The sequence below is a fragment of the Streptomyces phaeoluteigriseus genome (assembly GCF_001896135.2).
GTDB lineage: Bacteria > Actinomycetota > Actinomycetes > Streptomycetales > Streptomycetaceae > Streptomyces > Streptomyces phaeoluteigriseus.
The window spans coordinates 306,629-324,429 of the sequence record NZ_MPOH02000020.1 but is presented as its reverse complement, the minus strand read 5'-3'; the positions used below and the strand labels follow the sequence as shown (position 1 = coordinate 324,429).

At 71.6% G+C, this 17,801-nt stretch carries 11 protein-coding genes and 5 pseudogenes; 12 read left to right on the top strand and 4 right to left on the bottom strand.

The window, feature by feature from the left end:
* The 11 genes and pseudogenes from BM536_RS41960 to glgB all read left to right on the top strand — a co-directional run.
* Positions 1–196 (top strand): annotated as a pseudogene (locus BM536_RS41960) (hypothetical protein); the annotation flags it as partial.
* Positions 197–240: 44 nt separating this feature from the next.
* Positions 241–665 (top strand): annotated as a pseudogene (locus BM536_RS35905) (phage tail protein).
* Between the two features lie 13 nt (positions 666–678).
* Positions 679–1,404: a CIS tube protein gene (locus tag BM536_RS35900; protein ID WP_073499603.1), complete on the top strand. Its 726-nt coding sequence runs from the start codon at positions 679–681 to the stop codon at positions 1,402–1,404.
* On the top strand, positions 1,404–3,308 hold the full coding sequence (locus BM536_RS35895) for a VgrG-related protein (RefSeq protein ID WP_094103973.1): 1,905 nt from the start codon (positions 1,404–1,406) through the stop codon (positions 3,306–3,308). The genes BM536_RS35900 and BM536_RS35895 overlap by 1 nt, the downstream gene beginning before the upstream one ends.
* A 52-nt stretch (positions 3,309–3,360) precedes the next feature.
* Positions 3,361–3,804: a GPW/gp25 family protein gene (locus BM536_RS35890; RefSeq protein ID WP_073499601.1), complete on the top strand. Its 444-nt coding sequence runs from the start codon at positions 3,361–3,363 to the stop codon at positions 3,802–3,804.
* A pseudogene (locus tag BM536_RS35885) lies at positions 3,804–5,761 on the top strand (putative baseplate assembly protein). Before BM536_RS35890 ends, BM536_RS35885 begins: the two are co-directional and overlap by 1 nt.
* Positions 5,762–5,792: 31 nt before the next feature.
* A complete protein-coding gene (locus BM536_RS35880) occupies positions 5,793–6,350 on the top strand; it encodes a phage tail protein (RefSeq protein ID WP_094103972.1) in 558 nt (185 codons plus the stop codon).
* Between the two features lie 215 nt (positions 6,351–6,565).
* A pseudogene (locus BM536_RS35875) lies at positions 6,566–7,636 on the top strand (alpha-amylase family glycosyl hydrolase); the annotation flags it as partial.
* Positions 7,633–8,812: pseudogene (locus BM536_RS35870) on the top strand (alpha-amylase family glycosyl hydrolase). The pseudogenes BM536_RS35875 and BM536_RS35870, both read left to right, overlap by 4 nt.
* An 88-nt stretch (positions 8,813–8,900) precedes the next feature.
* Positions 8,901–10,280 (top strand): maltokinase N-terminal cap-like domain-containing protein, encoded by a 1,380-nt coding sequence (locus tag BM536_RS35865; protein ID WP_073499115.1) that lies wholly within the window; start codon positions 8,901–8,903, stop codon positions 10,278–10,280.
* Between the two features lie 13 nt (positions 10,281–10,293).
* Positions 10,294–12,861, top strand: a complete 2,568-nt coding sequence (gene glgB, locus BM536_RS35860) for a 1,4-alpha-glucan branching enzyme (protein WP_073499113.1) — start codon at positions 10,294–10,296, stop codon at positions 12,859–12,861.
* Between the two features lie 48 nt (positions 12,862–12,909).
* Here the strand turns inward: glgB and BM536_RS35855 are convergent, their stop codons facing one another.
* From BM536_RS35855 to BM536_RS35840, 4 genes are all read right to left on the bottom strand, one after another.
* Complete coding sequence (locus tag BM536_RS35855; RefSeq protein WP_073499111.1) at positions 12,910–15,132, bottom strand: HelD family protein; 2,223 nt, start codon at positions 15,130–15,132, stop codon at positions 12,910–12,912.
* Between the two features lie 202 nt (positions 15,133–15,334).
* Positions 15,335–15,667 carry a thioredoxin gene (gene trxA, locus BM536_RS35850; protein ID WP_170109978.1) on the bottom strand — a complete coding sequence of 111 codons (333 nt, stop codon included), beginning with the start codon at positions 15,665–15,667 and terminating at the stop codon, positions 15,335–15,337.
* Positions 15,664–16,092 carry a MerR family transcriptional regulator gene (locus BM536_RS35845; RefSeq protein WP_073499110.1) on the bottom strand — a complete coding sequence of 143 codons (429 nt, stop codon included), beginning with the start codon at positions 16,090–16,092 and terminating at the stop codon, positions 15,664–15,666. The genes trxA and BM536_RS35845 overlap by 4 nt, the downstream gene beginning before the upstream one ends.
* A gap of 64 nt (positions 16,093–16,156) precedes the next feature.
* The gene (locus BM536_RS35840; protein ID WP_073499108.1) at positions 16,157–16,606 is read right to left on the bottom strand and encodes an Lrp/AsnC family transcriptional regulator; all 450 of its coding nucleotides are present in this window, start codon (positions 16,604–16,606) and stop codon (positions 16,157–16,159) included.
* Positions 16,607–16,717: 111 nt separating this feature from the next.
* Here BM536_RS35840 and BM536_RS35835 point away from each other — a divergent pair, with 111 nt between their 5' ends.
* On the top strand, positions 16,718–17,629 hold the full coding sequence (locus BM536_RS35835) for an NAD-dependent epimerase/dehydratase family protein (protein ID WP_425444717.1): 912 nt from the start codon (positions 16,718–16,720) through the stop codon (positions 17,627–17,629).
* Positions 17,630–17,801 lie beyond the last annotated feature (172 nt).

Sequence of the window (17,801 nt, the reverse complement as noted above, 5' to 3'; positions counted from 1 at the left end):
CCCCTACTCCGAACGGCCCTCCCCCACCCGCCTACTCCGGAGGTCCCCCCGGGCGCTTTCGACCCCCCGTGCGCTCACCGACTTCCAGCTGGACGAGCTGACCCACCGTCTGACGGGCCGCATCACCCGCCTCCTGCGTACCGAACTCCGCCTGGACCGCGAGCGCATCGGCCGTCTCCGCGACCCCCGTCACTGACCCTGTCCGCGCCCCACCGTCCCTGCTGACCAGAAAGGCCCTCGATGTCCCGCGATCTCGACCCGGGCTCCACCATCTTCTTCACCCTGACCATCGACGGGGAGAGCCTCGGTTACTTCAACGGGTGCGAGGGGCTGTCCTCCCAGGTGGAGATCGAGCACCGGCAGGAGGGCGGCAACAACGGGTTCGTGTGGCAGCTCCCCTCGCGCGTCACCTTCTCCACGATCCGGCTGACCCGGCCCCTCACCCCGGACACCACCAAGGTCGCCAAGTGGATCTCGTCGGTCACCACGGGCGTGACCGGCCGACGGCCCAGATCGCGGCACTGCGCGCGGACGGTTCGGAGGTGGCCCGGTGGGGCCTGATCGACGTGCTGCCGGTCAGCTGGCAGGGCCCGTCGCTGGACCCGGCGAATCCGGGCGTCGCGACGGAGGTCCTGGAGATCACCCACCACGGCTTCACGGACTGAGCGGAGCAACGTCATGGCCAAGGGAAGCAAGGGCGGCGCCGGCAAGAGCCTCGTGCGGGCCACGCTCGCGATCCACGAGCCGCCCGTCGGTTCCAGCACCACACCGGGCGGGCTCATCAAGTCGTTCGCGTTCGACTTCAACCCGTCGCAGCTCCAGCTGGGCCGCCGTGCCCAGTGGAAGGTGACGCCGACGGCGGCCGTCCGCGACGGTTCCGTACCGGAGTTCATGGGTCCGGAGCCGCGCGAGATGACCGTCGAGATCTTCCTGGACTCCTCGGACAAGCCGGGCAGCAACACGGTTCTGAAGAAGGTCGAGTCGCTTCTGGAGTGCTGCGAGGTGACGACCAAGAGCATCGCCGCGAAGCAGCCGTCGCCGCCGTGGGTGGTGTTCCAGTGGGGTTCGTTCTCGACGGCCCGCTTCACGTCGTACGTCAGCAGCGTCGATGTGAGCTACTCGCTGTTCGGGACGACGGGTGTGCCCATCCGGGCCACCTGTCAGGTGCGGTTGCACGAGATCCCCAGCAAGACGAAGGGGCAGAACCCGACCTCGGGAGCGCTGACCGCGCAGCGCGTGCACCGGGTCGTCGCGGGGGACTCCCTCCAGTCGCTGGCCTGGCGCGAGTACGGCGACACGGCGGCCTGGCGGACCATCGCCGAGGCGAACGGCATCGACGACCCGAACCGGCTGGCCAACGGCACCGAACTGGTGCTGCCCGCCGTCGAGGAGGTGCGTTTCTGATGGTGCAGTCGGCGTATTCGAGCGTCATCCAGGTCACCCTGGGCGGCCGGCCGCTCCCCTCCGACTTCGCGCCGCTCCTCGTCGAGGGGTGGGTGGACCAGGGTCTCGGGGTGCCGGCCGCCTTCCGGCTGACCTTCCGCGACCCCTACCACCAGGTCCTCGGCAAGCTGGGCGTGAAGTTCGGCACGCCGGTCGTCCTGGCGCCCGTCGCCGACGGCCAGGGCGCGGCGAATCCGCTGCTCACGGGGGAGGTGTGCGGGCTGGAGGCGGACTACGACGGCACCGGCTCCTTCACCGTGATCCGCGGCTACGACCACGGTCACCGGCTGATGCGTCAGCGCCGTGTCGCCGCCTACCGCAACCAGAGCGCCTCGGACATCGCCCGCAAGCTGGCCGCGCAGGACGGCGTGCCGGTCGGACGGATCCAGGCCACGAAGACGGTCTACGAGTTCATCAGCCAGGCCAACGTCACCGACTGGGACTTCCTGGCCCGGCTCGCCGACGAGAACGAGATGGTCATGTCGGTCGACGCGAAGGGCAAGTTCCAGTTCGTGCGCCCGGACCCCGCCTCCGGCGCGCCGGCCACCTCCACGCCCGGCGACAAGAGCCCGTTCGTCCTGGAGGCCGGGACGGACATCCTGCGGCTGCGGGCCGCCGTCACCTCCGCCGAGCAGGTCGGCACGGTCGAGGCGCGCGGCTGGGACGTCACCACGAAGAAGAAGCTCACCGCGACCGCACCGGCCAGGAGCAACCCGGGCATCAGCATCGGCACGACGCCCGGCGAGGCCGCCGCCAAGTTCAAGCCGGCGAAGCTGGTCGACGCGCAACAGCCGTACGACCGGCAGTCCGAGGTGAAGTTCGCCGCCGAGGCCCTCGCCGACGAGGTGACCGGCTCGTTCGCCGAGCTGGAGGTCGTCGCGCGCGGCACGCCGAAGCTGCGGCCCGGCCTGCCCGTGACGCTCGCCGACGTCGGCGCCCCCTTCGAGGGCAAGTACACGGCGACATCCGTCCGGCACGTCTTCGGCGACGGCCGGCACTACGAGGCGTGGGTCACCGTCAGCGGCCGGCAGTGGCGGTCCCTGTACGGGCTCACGTCCGGTGGTGGCGACCCGCACAACGGCCTGCGCCTGCCCGGCACCGCGAACGCCCTGGTCACGGACATCCTGGACCCGCTCAAGCAGGGCCGGGTCAAGCTCCAGTTCCCGTGGCTGGACGACGCCTACGTCAGCGACTGGACGCGGGTCGTGCAGTGGGGCGGCAAGGACGGCGGCTCGATCTTCCCGCTCGACGTGGGCGACGAGGTGCTCGTCGCCTTCGACCGGGGCGCCCTGGACCACCCGTACGTCATCGGCGGCCTCTACAACGGCAGGGACAAGCCGACGCCGGTCAGGGACGTGCCCCTGCACGACGGGGCGCGGCGCCGGGCCGCCCGCCACACCCTGTCCGACCGGGACGGCAACCGCGTCGACCTGCTCAGCCAGAAGACCGGCGGGCGCAAGCAGGGCGTGCGGGTGACGTCCGGCGACGACAGGCTGGTCATCAACCTGGACCGGACGAAGACCGAGATCACCGTCGACAGCAAGGGGTCGGTCAGCATCACCGGCTCCCGGTCGGTGACCGTGAAGGCGGGCACCGACCTCACGCTCAGCGCCGGCCGCAACCTCGCGATCAGAAGCGGCGGCTCCCTCACCCTCAGGGGCAGCCTGGTCAACATCAGGTCCCTGACGGGCGTGGTGTCGGTGGACGCGGCAGGCCTGCTCAACCTCAAGGCGGTCGGCGCCGCCACGCTCAGCGCGGGCACCACCGTGCAGGTCAACTCCACCACCAACGTGGGCATCCGGGCCGCGACGGTCATGCTCCAGGGCGCCGTACTCGTCAACGCCAAGCCGTACCCGCTGCCGTGACGACGCACCGACGGCACGCCGTCAGAACCAGGAGAAGGCAGGTGGCCCTCTGATGGCCGAGCAATTCGTCGGATCGGGCTGGGCGTTCCCGCTCCGCATCGGCCCCACCGGGGGCATCGCCCTGGTCAGCGGCGAGCGCGAGATCGAGGAGGCGATCCGGCTGGTCCTCGCGACCGCGCCGGGCGAGCGCCCGATGCGGCCGGAGTTCGGCTGCGCCATCCACGATCTCGTGTTCGCCCCGGTCAACGAGGCCACCGCGGGCCGTATCCAGCACGAGGTGTACGCCAGCCTCGACCGCTGGGAGCCGCGCGTCGAGGTCACCGACGTCGAGGTCACCGCGGGTGCCGAGCAGGGCGTGCTGTTCATCGACGTCCGCTACGCGATCCGCGGCACCAACAACCCTCGCAGCCTCGTCTTCCCCTTCTACGTCATTCCGTCCCACGACGAGCCGGACTCCCCGGCCTCCTCGGGTACGGCTTCCGAAAGCGACCGCTGATGGCTCTGCCCTCCCCCAATCTGGACGACCGCCGCTTCCAGCAGTTCGTCGACGACGCCAAGCGCTACATCCAGCAGCGCGCCCCGGAGTGGACGGACCACAACGTCTCCGACCCGGGCGTCACCCTCGTCGAGACGGTCGCCCACATGGCCGACCAGATCGTCTACCGCCTCAACCGGGTCCCGGAGAAGAACCACCTCGCCTTCCTGGACCTGGTCGGCATCCACCTGTTCCCGCCGTCCGCGGCCCGCGCCGACGTCACCTTCTGGCTGTCGGCGCCGCAGGAGGAGACCGTGCTGCTGCCGGTGGGCACCGAGGTGGCGACCGTGCGCACGGAGAGCGAGGAGGCGGTGGTCTTCGCGACGGAACGCGAACTGTCCGTCGTACCATGCGACCTGCGTCATCTCGTCGTGCAGCACCAGGGCGAGCCGGTCTCCGACCGGACCACCGACCTCGTCGAGGGCAAGGACCTGCTGTGCTTCTCGGAGGCACCGCAGCCCGGCGACTGCATGCTGCTCGGCCTGAGCGCGGCCGTCCCGCACTGCGCGGTCGCCCTGGAACTCGACAGCCGGGTGGACGGCGTCGGCGTGGACCCGCGCCAGCCCCCGCTCGTCTGGGAGGCGTGGACGGAGGACGGCTGGCAGCCCTGCGAGGTCGACCGCGACGGCACCGGCGGCCTCAACCGGCCCGGCGACGTCGTCCTGCACGTCCCCGCCGGCCATGTCCTGTCCCGCTCGGGCGGCCAGGAGGCCGGCTGGCTGCGCTGCCGCGTCACCGAACCGCTGACCGGCCAGCCCTTCTACACCACCTCGCCCACCGTGCGCTCCGCCGAGGCCTTCACGGTCGGCGGCACCGCCCCCACGGTCCACGCCGAGACGGTGTACGACGAGGCGCTCGGCGAGTCGACCGGCCTGCCCGGCCAGCGCCTGCGCCTGGCCCACGCCCCGGTCGTCGGCGACGACCCGCCCCTCCTCCTGCAGACCGCCGAACACGAGGGCTGGACCGACTGGCAGGTCGTCCCGCACTTCGCCGCGTCCGGCCCCGGGGACCGCCACGTCACGCTCGACGCGCGACCGGCGAGATCGCCTTCGGCCCGGCCGTACGCGAACCCGACGGCACGCTCCGCCAGTACGGCGCCGTCGCCCCCAAGGGCTCGGTGATCCGCGCCCGCCGCTACCGCACCGGCGGCGGCCGGGCCGGCAACGTGGCCCGCGGGTCCGTACAGGTGCTGCGCACCTCCGTGCCGTACGTCTCCGAGGTCGTCAACCGGGAGGCCGCGCGCGGCGGGGTCGACGGTGAGACCGTCGACGAGGCGAAGGTGCGCGCCCCCATCACCCTGCGCGCCCAGGAGCGTGCCGTCACCCTGCGCGACTACGAGGAACTGGCCCGCCGCGCCGCTCCCGAGACGGCCCGCATCACCTGCCTCGAAGGCGAACCCGACGAGCACGGGGCGTACGCCGTACGGGTGTTGGTGGTCCCGCAGGCCGTCCCCGATCCCGGCGGACGGCTCCGCTTCGAGCAACTCGTCCCCGGTGACGCCCTGCTGGACCGCATCACCCGGCACCTCGACGAACGCCGCCTGATCGGGACCCGGTTGGCCGTCGGACCGCCGTACTACCAGGGCATCACCGTCGTCGCCACCGTGCACGCCTTCCGCGGCGTCGACACCGACCGGGTGCGCCGCAAGGCGCACGACGCCCTCTACCGGCACCTCGACCCGCTCACCGGCGGCACCGACGGCCGCGGCTGGCCCTTCGGGCGGCCCGTCCAGTCCGGCGAGGTCTTCGCCGTCCTGCAACGCGTCCCCGGTGTCGAACTCGTCGACCAGGTCACCCTGCACCCCGCCGACCCTCTCACCGGCAAACGCGGCGAGGCGACCGACCGCATCGACCTGTCCGCGCCCGCCCTCGTCTTCTCCTACGACCACCGCGTCCGCGTGATCGGAGACGGCTCATGAACCCGGCCGCACGGACGAAGGGGACGGTCCGATGAGGGGCTCGGTCGACGGGCTCGGCTCGTCCGCCCCGATCGGCGCGATGCTGCCCGCCGTGTTCGCCGACGACGACCTCGCCCAGCGGTTCGTCGCCGGACTCGACGAGGTGATCGCCCCGATCCACAACGTCCTCGACTGCCTGCCGGCCTACTTCGACCCCGCCCTCGCCCCCGTCGACTTCACCCGCTGGCTGGCCGGCTGGGTGGGCGCCGAGACCGACGGCACCGAACCCGAGGAACGGCTGCGGGCCGCGGTCGCCGCCGCCGCCTACCTGCACCGGGTGCGCGGCACCCGGCGCGGCCTCGCGGAGGCGATCCGGCTGGCCTTCGGTGTGCGGCCGGAGATCTCCGAGAGCGGCGGGGCCGCCTGGAGCGCCCGCCCGCTCGGCCCGGTGCCCGGCGAACCCCGCCCCCACCTGCACGTCACGCTCCGCCTGCCCGATCCCGGCCCGGCGGACGAACACCGCCTCGACGCCCTCGTGGCCGCCGCCCGCCCCGCCCACATGCCGTACACGGTCACCGTGACCGTCGCCGAAAGGACCCCGGAGAGATGACCACCCAGAACTGCGCCGAATGCGGCACCCGGGCGGAGCCGGGCCAGTCCTTCTGCGACGCCTGCGGTGCGTCCTCGGCTGGACGGACCGCAGCCCCGCCCGTACGGCGGCGGCGTCGCAGCCCTCCGGTGCCGCGGCGCCGGAGGCAGCCGGCGCCACGAGCTCGGCTCCCGCCCCCGCTCCCGGCCCGGCGCGCACGGGTACGGCTGACACCGCGCTTCGCGCTCCAGTGCTCGCCGGACCACCCCTGGGTGCACAAGCACCCCGAGTGGTTCCATCACCGGCCGGACGGGACGATCGCGTACGCCGAGAACCCGCCGAAGAAGTACCAGGACATCTACCCCATCGCCTTCGACGCCGACATGGACGGGCTGGTCGCCGAGACGCTGCGGGTGCTGCGGCACTGGATGTCGTACGGCGTGCGGATCTTCCGGGTCGACAACCCGCACACCAAGGCGGTGGTGTTCTGGGAGCGGGTCATCGGGGAGATCAACCGCACCGACCCGGACGTGATCTTCCTGGCCGAGGCGTTCACCCGGCCCGCGATGATGCACACCCTCGCGCAGATCGGTTTCCAGCAGTCGTACACGTACTTCACCTGGCGCAACACCAAGGAGGAGCTGACCGAGTACCTGACGGAGCTGTCGGGTGAGGCGGCCTCCTACATGCGGCCGAACTTCTTCCCCAACACCCCCGACATCCTGCACGCCTATCTCCAGCACGGCGGACGTCCCGCCTTCGAGGCGCGGGCGGTGCTCGCCGCGACCCTCTCCCCGAGCTGGGGTATCTACAGCGGTTACGAGCTGTGCGAGAACACCCCGGTGAAGGAGGGCAGCGAGGAGTACCTCGACTCGGAGAAGTACCAGCTCAGGCCGCGGGACTGGGAGGCCGCCGAACGCGAGGGGCGCACCATCGCCCCGCTGATCACCCGGCTCAACGAGATCCGGCGGGCCCATCCCGCGCTGCGGCAACTGCGGGACCTGCACTTCCACGACGTCGACCAGGACGCGGTGATCGCCTACTCGAAGCGAAGCGGTTCGAACACGGTTCTGGTGGTCGTCAACCTCGACCCCCACCACACCCAGGAGGCCACGGTCTCGTTGGACATGCCGCAACTCGGCCTGGACTGGCACGAGTCCGTGCCGGTGCGCGACGAGCTCACCGGCGAGACCTACCACTGGGGCAGGGCCAATTACGTGCGCCTCGAACCGGGCACTCGGCCCGCGCACGTCCTGACCGTCCTGCGACCGTCCACCCCGCAGATCGGAGGGTCACCCACACGATGATCGTCAACGAGCCCGTTCAGGACACCTTCGAGGACACCCCCGCCAAGGACCGCGATCCCGACTGGTTCAAACGAGCCGTCTTCTACGAGGTCCTCGTCCGCTCCTTCCAGGACAGCAACGGCGACGGCGTCGGCGACCTCAAGGGCCTCACCGCCAAACTCGACTACCTCCAGTGGCTGGGCGTCGACTGCCTGTGGCTGCCGCCCTTCTTCAAGTCGCCGCTGAAGGACGGCGGCTACGACGTCTCCGACTACACCGCCGTACTGCCCGAGTTCGGCGACCTCGCCGACTTCGTGGAGTTCGTCGACGCCGCGCACCAGCGCGGCATGCGGGTCATCATCGACTTCGTCATGAACCACACCAGCGACCAGCACCCGTGGTTCCAGGAGTCGAGGAAGGACCCCGACGGGCCGTACGGCGACTACTACATGTGGGCCGACGACGACAAGCAGTACGCGGACGCCCGGATCATCTTCGTCGACACCGAGGTCTCCAACTGGACCTTCGACCCGGTGCGCAAGCAGTACTTCTTCCACCGCTTCTTCTCCCACCAGCCGGATCTCAACTACGAGAACCCGGCCGTGCAGGAGGAGATGATCTCCGCGCTGCGGTTCTGGCTGGACCTGGGCATCGACGGCTTCCGGCTCGACGCGGTGCCCTACCTGTACGCCGAGGAGGGCACGAACTGCGAGAACCTTCCGGCGACGCACGAGTTCCTGAGGCGGGTCCGCAAGGAGATCGACGCCCAGTACCCGGACACGGTGATCCTGGCCGAGGCCAACCAGTGGCCCGAGGACGTCGTCGACTACTTCGGCGACTACGCCTCCGGCGGCGACGAATGCCACATGGCGTTCCATGCTGCACTGGACCCGCCGCATGATCGAGATCCGCAAGCAGAACCCCGCCTTCGGCCTCGGCTCCTACACCGAGCTGCCGTCCTCCAATCCGGCCGTCCTCGCCTTCCTGCGCGAGTACGAGGACGACCTGGTCCTGTGCGTCCACAACTTCTCCCGCTTCGCCCAGCCCACCGAGCTGGACCTGAGCCGGTTCGGAGGCCGCCACCCCGTCGAGCTGTTCGGCGGCGTCCGCTTTCCGGCGGTGGGTGACCTGCCGTACCTGCTGACTCTCGGGGGTCACGGCTTCTACTGGTTCCGGTTGCGCAGGGAGACCGTCTAGAACCCCGAGGCGGGGCGGTTTCTCCCGCCCCGCCCGGGGCACGCATCAGTAACACCCCGACGCCCCCCCGGGGAAAGGACGTGACGCCATGGCGGAAACGGTCATACTCTCCGGCACGACCAGTCCCGGCCTCCTCGCGTCACTGGCCCCCCTGCTGCGCGAGTGGCTGCCACGGCAGCGCTGGTTCGCCGGCAAGGGGAGTCCGGTCACGGGATTCTCGCTGGTGGCGGGCACCGAGCTGCTGCCCGCCGCGTCCAGGCTGGGCCTCTACCACCTGCTGGTCCGCGCCCACCAGGGCGCCGTACCCGGCGACTGCTACCAACTCCTGATCGGCGCGCGCGAGGCGCTGCCGCCCCGGCTGGCGCCCGCGCTGATCGGGCACGTGCCGGACGGACCGCTCGGCGGCCGGACCGTCTACGACGCCCTGTACGACACCCGGCCCGCCGAGGTCCTCCTGGAGGCGCTGCGCACCGAGGCCCGGATCGGCGTCCTGCGCTGCGAACGGGACCCCGGGCAGGAGATACGCGCCGGCCTGGTGCCACGCCGGCTGACCGCCGAGCAGTCGAACTCGTCGGTCGTCTTTGGAGATACGTTCATCCTGAAGCTGTTGCGCCGGGTCGTCCCCGGCGTCAACCCCGACCTGGAGCTGCCGCTGGCGCTGGCCCGCGAGGGCTCCTCCCGGGTGCCCGCGCCGACCGCGTGGCTGCACGCGGACCTGGAGGACGGCGGCGGCGAGTCGTACGTCCTCGGTGTGCTCCAGCCGTACGTGCAGGGCGCGACGGACGGCTGGGAGCTGGCGCTGCGGGAGCTGGCCAAGGGCGAGGACTTCGCCACCGAGGCGCGGGCGCTGGGCCGGGCCACCGCCGAGGTGCACACGGCACTGGCCCGCGCGCTGCCCACGGCGACCCTCGGCCACGCCCAGCTCGGACCGCTCGTCGACGGCATGACCGAGCGGCTCGACGCGGCGGCCCAGGCGGTGCCCGCACTGCGCCCGTACGCGCCCGGCCTGCGCACGGCCTTCTCGGCACTGGCCGACCTCGCGGCCGAGGGCCGCACCTGGACCGCCCAGCGCGTCCACGGCGACCTGCACCTCGGGCAGTGCCTGCGCGCGCCCTCCGGGGAGTGGGCGCTGATCGACTTCGAGGGCGAACCGGCCCGCCCGCTCGCCGAACGCAGGATGCCCCAGCCTGCCGTCCGGGACGTGGCGGGCATGCTGCGCTCCTTCGACTACGCCGCCCTCTCCACCGACCCGCCGGCGCCCGGATGGGCCGAGGTGTGCCGGGCCGCGTACTGCTCCGGCTACGCCGAGGTGTCCGGCACCGACCCCCGCACCGATCCCGTGCTGCTGCGTGCCTACGAGACGGACAAGGCGGTCTACGAGGCCGTCTACGAGGCCCGGCACCGCCCCGACTGGCTCTCCGTCCCGCTGTCCGCGATACGTCGGCTCGCCGCGTCCGACTCGCTCTGAGGAGGCTCCACCCGTGACTCCCAGCCCCCCTTCCCCCCAAGGTTTCGACCCGAGGGAACCGAAGGCCCCGAAGGACCCGAAGAAGGTCCCGGCCGAGAAGGCCGAGACCAGGAAAACGGTGGCCGAGGCGGCGACGGCCAAGAAGGCGGCGGGCAAGAAGGCGGCGGGCAAGAAGACAACGGCCGCCGGGAAGGCCGTCACCAAGAAGGCCGTCACGGCGAAGGCCGCGACGAAGAAGGCCGTCACGGCGAAGGCCGTGGCGAAGAAGGCCGTCGCGAAGAAGGCCGTCGCGAAGAAGAGCGTGGCGAAGGCCGTCGCGAAGAAGGCCGCTCCGCGCGGGAGCGCCGTCAGGAAGTCCCCCGTGGAGCCCTCGGCCGAGCCCGTGGAAGTCGCCCTCTCCCCCGCGCTGGACGCCGTCGACCGTGAGCGACTGCTGCACGGGACCCATCACCAGCCGCACGCCGTGCTCGGCGCCCACCCGGCACCCGGCGGGATCGTCTTCCGGGCCTTCCGCCCGTACGCCCTCTCGGTCACCGTCGTCACGGGCGACCTGCGTGCCGAGCTGCACGACGACGGCGACGGCTTCTTCTCCGGCCTGCTCCCCCTGCGGGAAACCCCGGCCTACCGTCTCGTCATCGCGTACGAGGGGGCGGTGCAGGAGACCGAGGACCCGTACCGCTTCCTGCCCACGCTGGGCGATCTGGACCTGCACCTGATGGGCGAGGGCCGCCACGAGGAACTGTGGACGGTGCTCGGCGCGCACCCGATGACCCACCAGGGCGTCAGCGGCACGCGCTTTTGCGTGTGGGCGCCCAACGCGCGTGCGGTGCGGCTCGCGGGCAGCTTCAACTTCTGGGACGGCATCGGGTATCCGATGCGGTCGCTGGGCTCCTCCGGGGTGTGGGAGCTGTTCGTGCCGGGGATCGGCGAGGGTGAGCTGTACAAGTTCGACATCACCCGGCCCGACGGCTCCCGCACCCAGCGCGCCGACCCGATGGCCCGCCGCACGGAGATCCCGCCGGCCACCTCGTCGGTGGTCGAGGCCTCGCACTACGAGTGGGGCGACGAGGAGTGGCTGGCGAGTCGCGGGGAACGCCCGGCCCACGAGGCACCGCTGTCGATCTACGAGGTCCACCTCTCCTCGTGGCGACCGGGCCTGACCTATCGCCAACTCGCCGAGCAGCTCCCCGCGTACGTCAAGGAGCTGGGCTTCACGCACGTCGAGCTGATGCCGATCGCCGAGCATCCCTTCGGTGGCTCGTGGGGCTACCAGGTCACCGGCTTCTACGCGCCCACGGCCCGGCTGGGCACGCCCGACGACTTCCGGTTCCTCGTGGACGCGCTGCACCGGGCGGGCATCGGCGTCATCATGGACTGGGTTCCGGCGCACTTCCCGCGGGACGACTGGGCGCTGGCCGAGTTCGACGGGCGGACCCTCTACGAGCACGAGGACCCGCTGCGGGCCGCGCATCCCGACTGGGGAACGCTGGAGTTCGACTACGGACGGCGCGAGGTGCGCAACTTCCTCGTCGCCAACGCGGTGTACTGGTGCGAGGAGTTCCACATCGACGGGCTCCGGGTGGACGCCGTCGCCTCGATGCTCTACCTCGACTACTCGCGCGAGCCGGGCCAGTGGAGGCCCAACGAGCACGGCGGCCGGGAGAACCTGGACGCGGTGGCCTTCCTCCAGGAGATGAACGCCACCGTGTACCGGCGCGTCCCCGGCGTCGTGACCATCGCGGAGGAGTCCACGGCCTGGGACGGCGTCACGCGCGCCACGCACCACCGGGGGCCGAGCGGCTTCGGTGGGCTCGGCTTCGGGCTGAAGTGGAACATGGGGTGGATGCACGACTCGCTCCAGTACATGAGCCACGAGCCCGTGTACCGCAGGTACCACCACGGCGAGATGACCTTCTCCATGGTGTACGCCTACAGCGAGAACTACGTCCTGCCCATCTCGCACGACGAGGTGGTGCACGGCAAGAAGTCGCTGGTGTCGAAGATGCCCGGCGACTGGTGGCAGCAGCGCGCGAACCTCCGGGCCTATCTGGCGTACATGTGGGCCCATCCCGGCAAGCAACTCCTCTTCATGGGGCAGGAGTTCGCGCAGGGGACGGAGTGGTCGGAGGAGCACGGGCCCGACTGGTGGCTGCTCGATCCCGCGTACGGGGCGCAGGCCGATCACCGTGGGGTGCGGGAGTTGGTCGGTGACCTGAACTCCGTCTACCGGTCGACGCCGGCGCTGTGGGAGCGGGACACGTCCGCCGACGGCTTCGAGTGGGTGGTGGGTGACGCCGCCGACGACAACGTCCTCGCCTTCCTGCGCCGCGACGCCGACGGTACGCCGCTGCTGGCGGTGTCCCACTTCTCCCCCGTCGTCCGCCAGGACTACCGGCTGGGCGTGCCGGACGACATATCCGCGTGGTGCGAGGTCCTCAACACGGACGCGGGGCGGTACGGGGGCAGCGGCGTCCTCCACCCCGACCCGGTGAAACCGGAACCCCAGCCCTGGCACGGCCACCCGGCGTCGGTCCGTCTGACGCTCCCCCCGTTGTCGACGGTGTGGCTGCGGCCGGCGTAGCCCCTGACCGGCGCTTGCGTCCCACCGAGTCGGGTGGGGGCCCGGGGCCTACCCGAGGGTCTCCGCCAACGGGCCCGGCAGGTCCCCCGTGTGGAGGACTCCCAGGCGTTGGGTGGCCCGGGTCAGGGCGACGTACAGGTCGCTCGTGCCGTAGCGGGACGGTTCCACCACCAGGACCGAGTCGAACTCGAGGCCCTTGGCCTGGCGGGGGTCCAGGAGGACGACCTGGTGGGTGAGGTCGGGGTCGGTGTCCGCGCTGACTCCGTCGAGGCGGGCCGCGAGGCGCCGGTGCAGGTCACGGGGGGCGATCACGGCGAGCCGGCCCTCGGCGGGGGTCAGCTCGTCCACGGCTTCGGCGACCGCGCCGGGCAGGTCGTCGACGGCACGCGCCCAGGGGCGTACACCGGTGGACCGTACCGAACTCGGCGGCACGAAGTCCGACTGCTCGGCGCGGACGACGGCCGCCGCGACGTCCATGATCTCCGCGGGCGTGCGGTAGTTGACGCCCAGCCGGGTGTGCTCCCAGCGGTCGCCGACGTACGGGGCGAGGATGCCCGACCAGGAGCCGACGCCCGCCGCCTCCGCGGTCTGCGCCGGATCGCCGACCAGGGTCATGGAACGGGTCGGGCTGCGCCGCATCAGCAGCCGCCACGCCATCGGCGACAGCTCCTGCGCCTCGTCGACGATGATGTGCCCGAACGCCCAGGTCCGGTCGGCCGCCGCGCGCTCGGCGGCGCTGCGGTGGTCGTCCTCCTCGTGGCGTTCGGCGAAGCGTTCGGCGTCGATGATGTCGTGGGCCGACAGGACCTCCGAGTCCTCGTCCTCCTTGTCGTCGAACTCGTACGTCCGGGAGGCGTAGGAGACGTCGAGCACGCCCTGGGCGTAGGCGACCTGCCGTGCCCGTTCGCGTTCGGCGCGCTCCCGTGCCGACCGGTCGTCCTCACCGAGGAGTTCGGCGGCCTCGTCGAGCAGCGGGACGTCCGCGACGGTCCAGGCCCGGGTGACCGGGCGGCGGATGGCCGCCGCGTCCTCGTCGGGGACGTAGCCCTCGGGGTCGGCGAGGAGGTCGGCGACCACCCGCTGCGGGGTGAGTACCGGCCACAACTGGTCGAGCGCCGACCACACTTCGGGGTTCTCGGCCAGCTCGTCGCGGATCTGGGTGATGTCGCTGGGGTCGAGCAGGCTGGAGCCGTCGTAGGGGTCGGTGCCGACGCGTTCGGCGTACAGCTCGGTGAGGGTGTTGAGGATGTGGCCCTCGAAGTGCTCGCGGGCGGCGTTGTGCGGCAGCTTCGCGGCCCGGGTGCGCTCGCGGGCGACGCCGACCAGTCCCTCGTCGAGCATCAGCACCTCGCGGTCGTGCTCGATCGCGATCACCGGGTCGGGCAGCGCCTGCCGGTCGCGTACGACGGCGGCGAGGACGGCGGCCATGTCGGAGCGGCCCTTCACGGCGGCCGCCTCGGGGGTGTCCGCGGCCGTCGCTTTCACGCCGGGGTACAGCTCGCCGACCGTCGCGAGGAGTACGCCGGTCTCGCCGAGGGAGGGGAGCACCTCGGCGATGTAGCCGAGGAAGGCGGGGTTGGGGCCGACGATGAGGACGGCCCGCTTGGCGAGCAGGTCACGGTGCTCGTAGAGGAGGTAGGCGGCGCGGTGCAGGGCGACGGCCGTCTTGCCGGTGCCGGGGCCGCCCTCGACGACCAGCACGCCGCGGTGGGGTGCGCGGATGATCTCGTCCTGCTCGGCCTGAATGGTCCGCACGATGTCGTGCATGCGGCCGGTGCGGGCCGAGTTGAGCGCGGCGAGGAGGACGGCGTCACCGGCGGGGTCCTCGTGACCTGTGCGGGTGGCGTCGCCCAGGTCGAGGAACTCGTCGTGCAGGGCGGTGACCCGGCGGCCGTCGGTGGAGATGTGCCGGCGGCGGCGCAGGCCCATCGTGGTGTGACCGGTGGCCAGGTAGAAGGGGCGGGCGATGTCGGCCCGCCAGTCGACGAGGACCGGGGTCCGCTCGGGGTCGTCCCGGCGCAGGCCGATCCGGCCGATGTGGTGGCTGGCGCCGGAGGACAGGTCGATCCGGCCGAAGCAGAGCGAGCCGTCCACGGCGTTCAGCGCGGCGAGCAGCCCGGAGCGTTCGGCGACGAGGATGTCCCGCTCCAGGCGGGCCTGCATGGGGGTGTTGCCCTGGGCGAGCGCGTCGGTGACGGCGGCCTCGGTCATCCCGCGCAGCGCGTCCACGCGCGCGTACAGCCCGTCGATGAATTCCTGTTCACCGCGCATTTCACCGTCGGTGAATTGATTGCCTACTTCAGCGCCTGCGTCGATGTTTGACAATGCCGCTCCCGCCCGGATATACTCTGCTCATTGAACTTGTTCGCGATTCAATCCGCCGAAGTCGCGAATCATCGAATATACGCAGAGAAAACCCCCGAGCGCAATTGCTCGGGGGTTTTTCACATGGTGCGCAGGGGTGCACGCGGGCTCAGAGGACGTCCGACAGCTCCTCCAGCAGCCGCCGCTTCGGCCGCGCCCCCACCATCGCCTTCAACGGCTCACCGTCCCGGAACACGATGAACGTCGGCATCGACAGCACCTTGTAGTGGTTGGTCGTCTCCGGGTTCTGGTCCACGTTCAGCTGCACCACCTTCACCCGCTCGCCCTCCTCCTCGGCGAGCGCCCTGAGCACCGGCGCCATCTGCCGGCACGGTGGGCACCAGTCGGCGGTGAACTCCACCAGCACCGGCAGTTCCGCCGCGAGCACCTCCGCTCCGAAATCCGCGTCCGTCACCTCGTCCACTCCGGCCACCTCGGTCACCGCTCCCGCCCTCCCAGTTCGCACACGGGCTCCGGACCCCCCGGAACCAGCGCCTCGGCGGCCAGCTCGTCACGCGCCCGCTCGGCCCGCGTGAGCTGCCCGGCGACCTTCTCGCGGACCGCCGCCAGCTCCCCGATGAGCGCGTCCAGCTCGTCCAGCTTGCGCCGGTACACCGCGAGCGAGGCCGGGCACGAGTCGCCCTCCGGGTGTCCGGCCCGCAGACACTCCACGAAGGGCCGGGTCTCCTCCAGCTCGAACCCGAAGTGCTGCAACGTCCTGATCTGCTGCAACGCCCGCAGGTCGCGCTCGTCGTAGGCCCGGTGACCCAGCTCGTCGCGCCGCGCGGGCAGCAGCCCCCGCGACTCGTAGTACCGCAGCGTCCGCGTCGTGGTTCCGGCCCGTGCGGCCAGCTCGCCGATTCGCATGCCCACGAACGTACGGGTTGACGCCGACGTCAGGGCAAGCCCTGCCCGTACTGAGGCGAAGCCCTCACTCCGGCGGGAGGAGCGGCTTCCCGCGCACCGGGGAGGACAGCACGATCGACGTCGTGGTCCGGCCCAGCGCCGAGGTCTGCTCCAGGACCTCCTCCAGGTGGACCGTGTCCGTGACGGCGACCTTGAGGAGCCAGCAGTCCTCGCCGATCACGTGGTGGACCTCGGTGATCTCGGGACGGTCGAGCAGTTCCAGGGTGCGGGGGTGCTTGAGGGTGTAGCCGCCGTGCGGGTTGACCCGGATGAACGCCTGGATGCCGTAGCCGAGGCGGGCCGGGGCGACCTGGGCGCCGTATCCGGTGATGGCGCCCGCGGCCTCAAGGCGCCGCACCCGCTCGGTCACCGCGGCCGGGCTCAGCCGGACCCGGCGTCCCAGCTCGCTCAGTCTGATCCGGCCGTCCGTCTGGAGCAGGCGGAGAATCTGCCGGTCCAGCGCGTCGAAGGCCACCGATGTTTCACTGGCGGCGGCGCGCGGATACCGCGGTTCTTTCGGTGCTCCGGCCCGATCTCCCATGTCTTCCCCTTCAGACCTCGCGGGTACGCCGCGAGAATTATGGTCATGGAAAAGGCGCGAGAGGTTCTGGTCATCGGCGGGAACCGGTATGTCGGCAAGCGGCTGGTCGAAAGGCTGCTGGCGGCCGGCGACCGGGTCACGGTCCTCAACCGGGGATCGTCGCGGCCGCCCGCCGGGACGGTCCACCTGGTCGCCGACCGTGACGACGAGGAGGCGCTGCGCGCGGCGGTGGGCTCGCGCCGCTTCGACGTGGTCGTCGACCAGGTCTGCTACACCCCGCGGCAGGCGGCCGTCGCCGTGCGCGTCCTCGCCGGCCGCACCCGCCGCTATGTGCTGACGTCCACCGTCGAGGTCTACGAATACGAGGACTCCATCGCCCCCGTGCGGGAGACGGACGTCGATCCCCTGGCCGCGCCCGTCGACCTCGGACTGCCCTGGGACGACGCCGCGTTCCTCGACGCCCGCTACGGCGAGGGCAAGCGGCAGGCGGAGGCGGTGTTCGCGTCGGCGGCGGAGTTCCCCTGGACGGCGGTGCGGGTCGCGCACGTCCTGGGCGGCGCCGACGACTTCACCGGACGGCTGGCCCACTACGCGGACCGCATCCGCACCGGCGAACCGATCACCGTGCCGGTGTCGAACCACCCGGCGACGTACATCCACGTCGAGGAGATCGCGGACTTCCTGTTCTGGGCCGCGGGCGAGGAGTTCACCGGGCCCGTCAACGCGGCGTCCCACCAGCCGCTGACCACCGAGGAGTTGTGCGGGGTGGTGGCCGGGCACTTCCCCGACGGCAAGACCGTCTTCCACGAGGTGGAGGTCGGCGAAGTCTCCCCGTTCGCCTTCCGCCGCTGCTACCCGATGGACAACTCCCGTGCCGTGCGGCTCGGTTTCACCTTCGGCAACGCCCGGCAGTGGCTCGGGCGGGCGGTCGCGGAGACCCTCGGAGCGGTCGCGTAGAACCGCGGAGCGGTCACGGGGAGCGGTCACGCGGAGCGGTCACGCGGAGCGGTCACGCGGAGCGGTCACGCCGAACCGCGGAGGCAAGGGCGACTGACGCTCCGTCTCCGCCCCCCGCCCCCCGCCCCCTCGCCGAGCGGGCCTCACCCCCGCCCGCGTCAGCCGTGCCTGC

What these genes read in the sequence shown, in the direction of transcription:
- BM536_RS35900 (WP_073499603.1), top strand. Translation starts at nt 679, where the DNA reads ATGGCCAAGGGAAGCAAGGGCGGCGCCGGCAAGAGCCTCGTGCGGGCC.
- BM536_RS35895 (WP_094103973.1), top strand. Translation starts at nt 1,404, where the DNA reads ATGGTGCAGTCGGCGTATTCGAGCGTCATCCAGGTCACCCTGGGCGGC.
- BM536_RS35890 (WP_073499601.1), top strand. Translation starts at nt 3,361, where the DNA reads ATGGCCGAGCAATTCGTCGGATCGGGCTGGGCGTTCCCGCTCCGCATC.
- BM536_RS35880 (WP_094103972.1), top strand. Translation starts at nt 5,793, where the DNA reads ATGAGGGGCTCGGTCGACGGGCTCGGCTCGTCCGCCCCGATCGGCGCG.
- BM536_RS35865 (WP_073499115.1), top strand. Translation starts at nt 8,901, where the DNA reads ATGGCGGAAACGGTCATACTCTCCGGCACGACCAGTCCCGGCCTCCTC.
- BM536_RS35855 (WP_073499111.1), bottom strand. Translation starts at nt 15,132, where the DNA reads ATGCGCGGTGAACAGGAATTCATCGACGGGCTGTACGCGCGCGTGGAC.
- BM536_RS35845 (WP_073499110.1), bottom strand. Translation starts at nt 16,092, where the DNA reads ATGCGAATCGGCGAGCTGGCCGCACGGGCCGGAACCACGACGCGGACG.
- BM536_RS35835 (WP_425444717.1), top strand. Translation starts at nt 16,718, where the DNA reads ATGGAAAAGGCGCGAGAGGTTCTGGTCATCGGCGGGAACCGGTATGTC.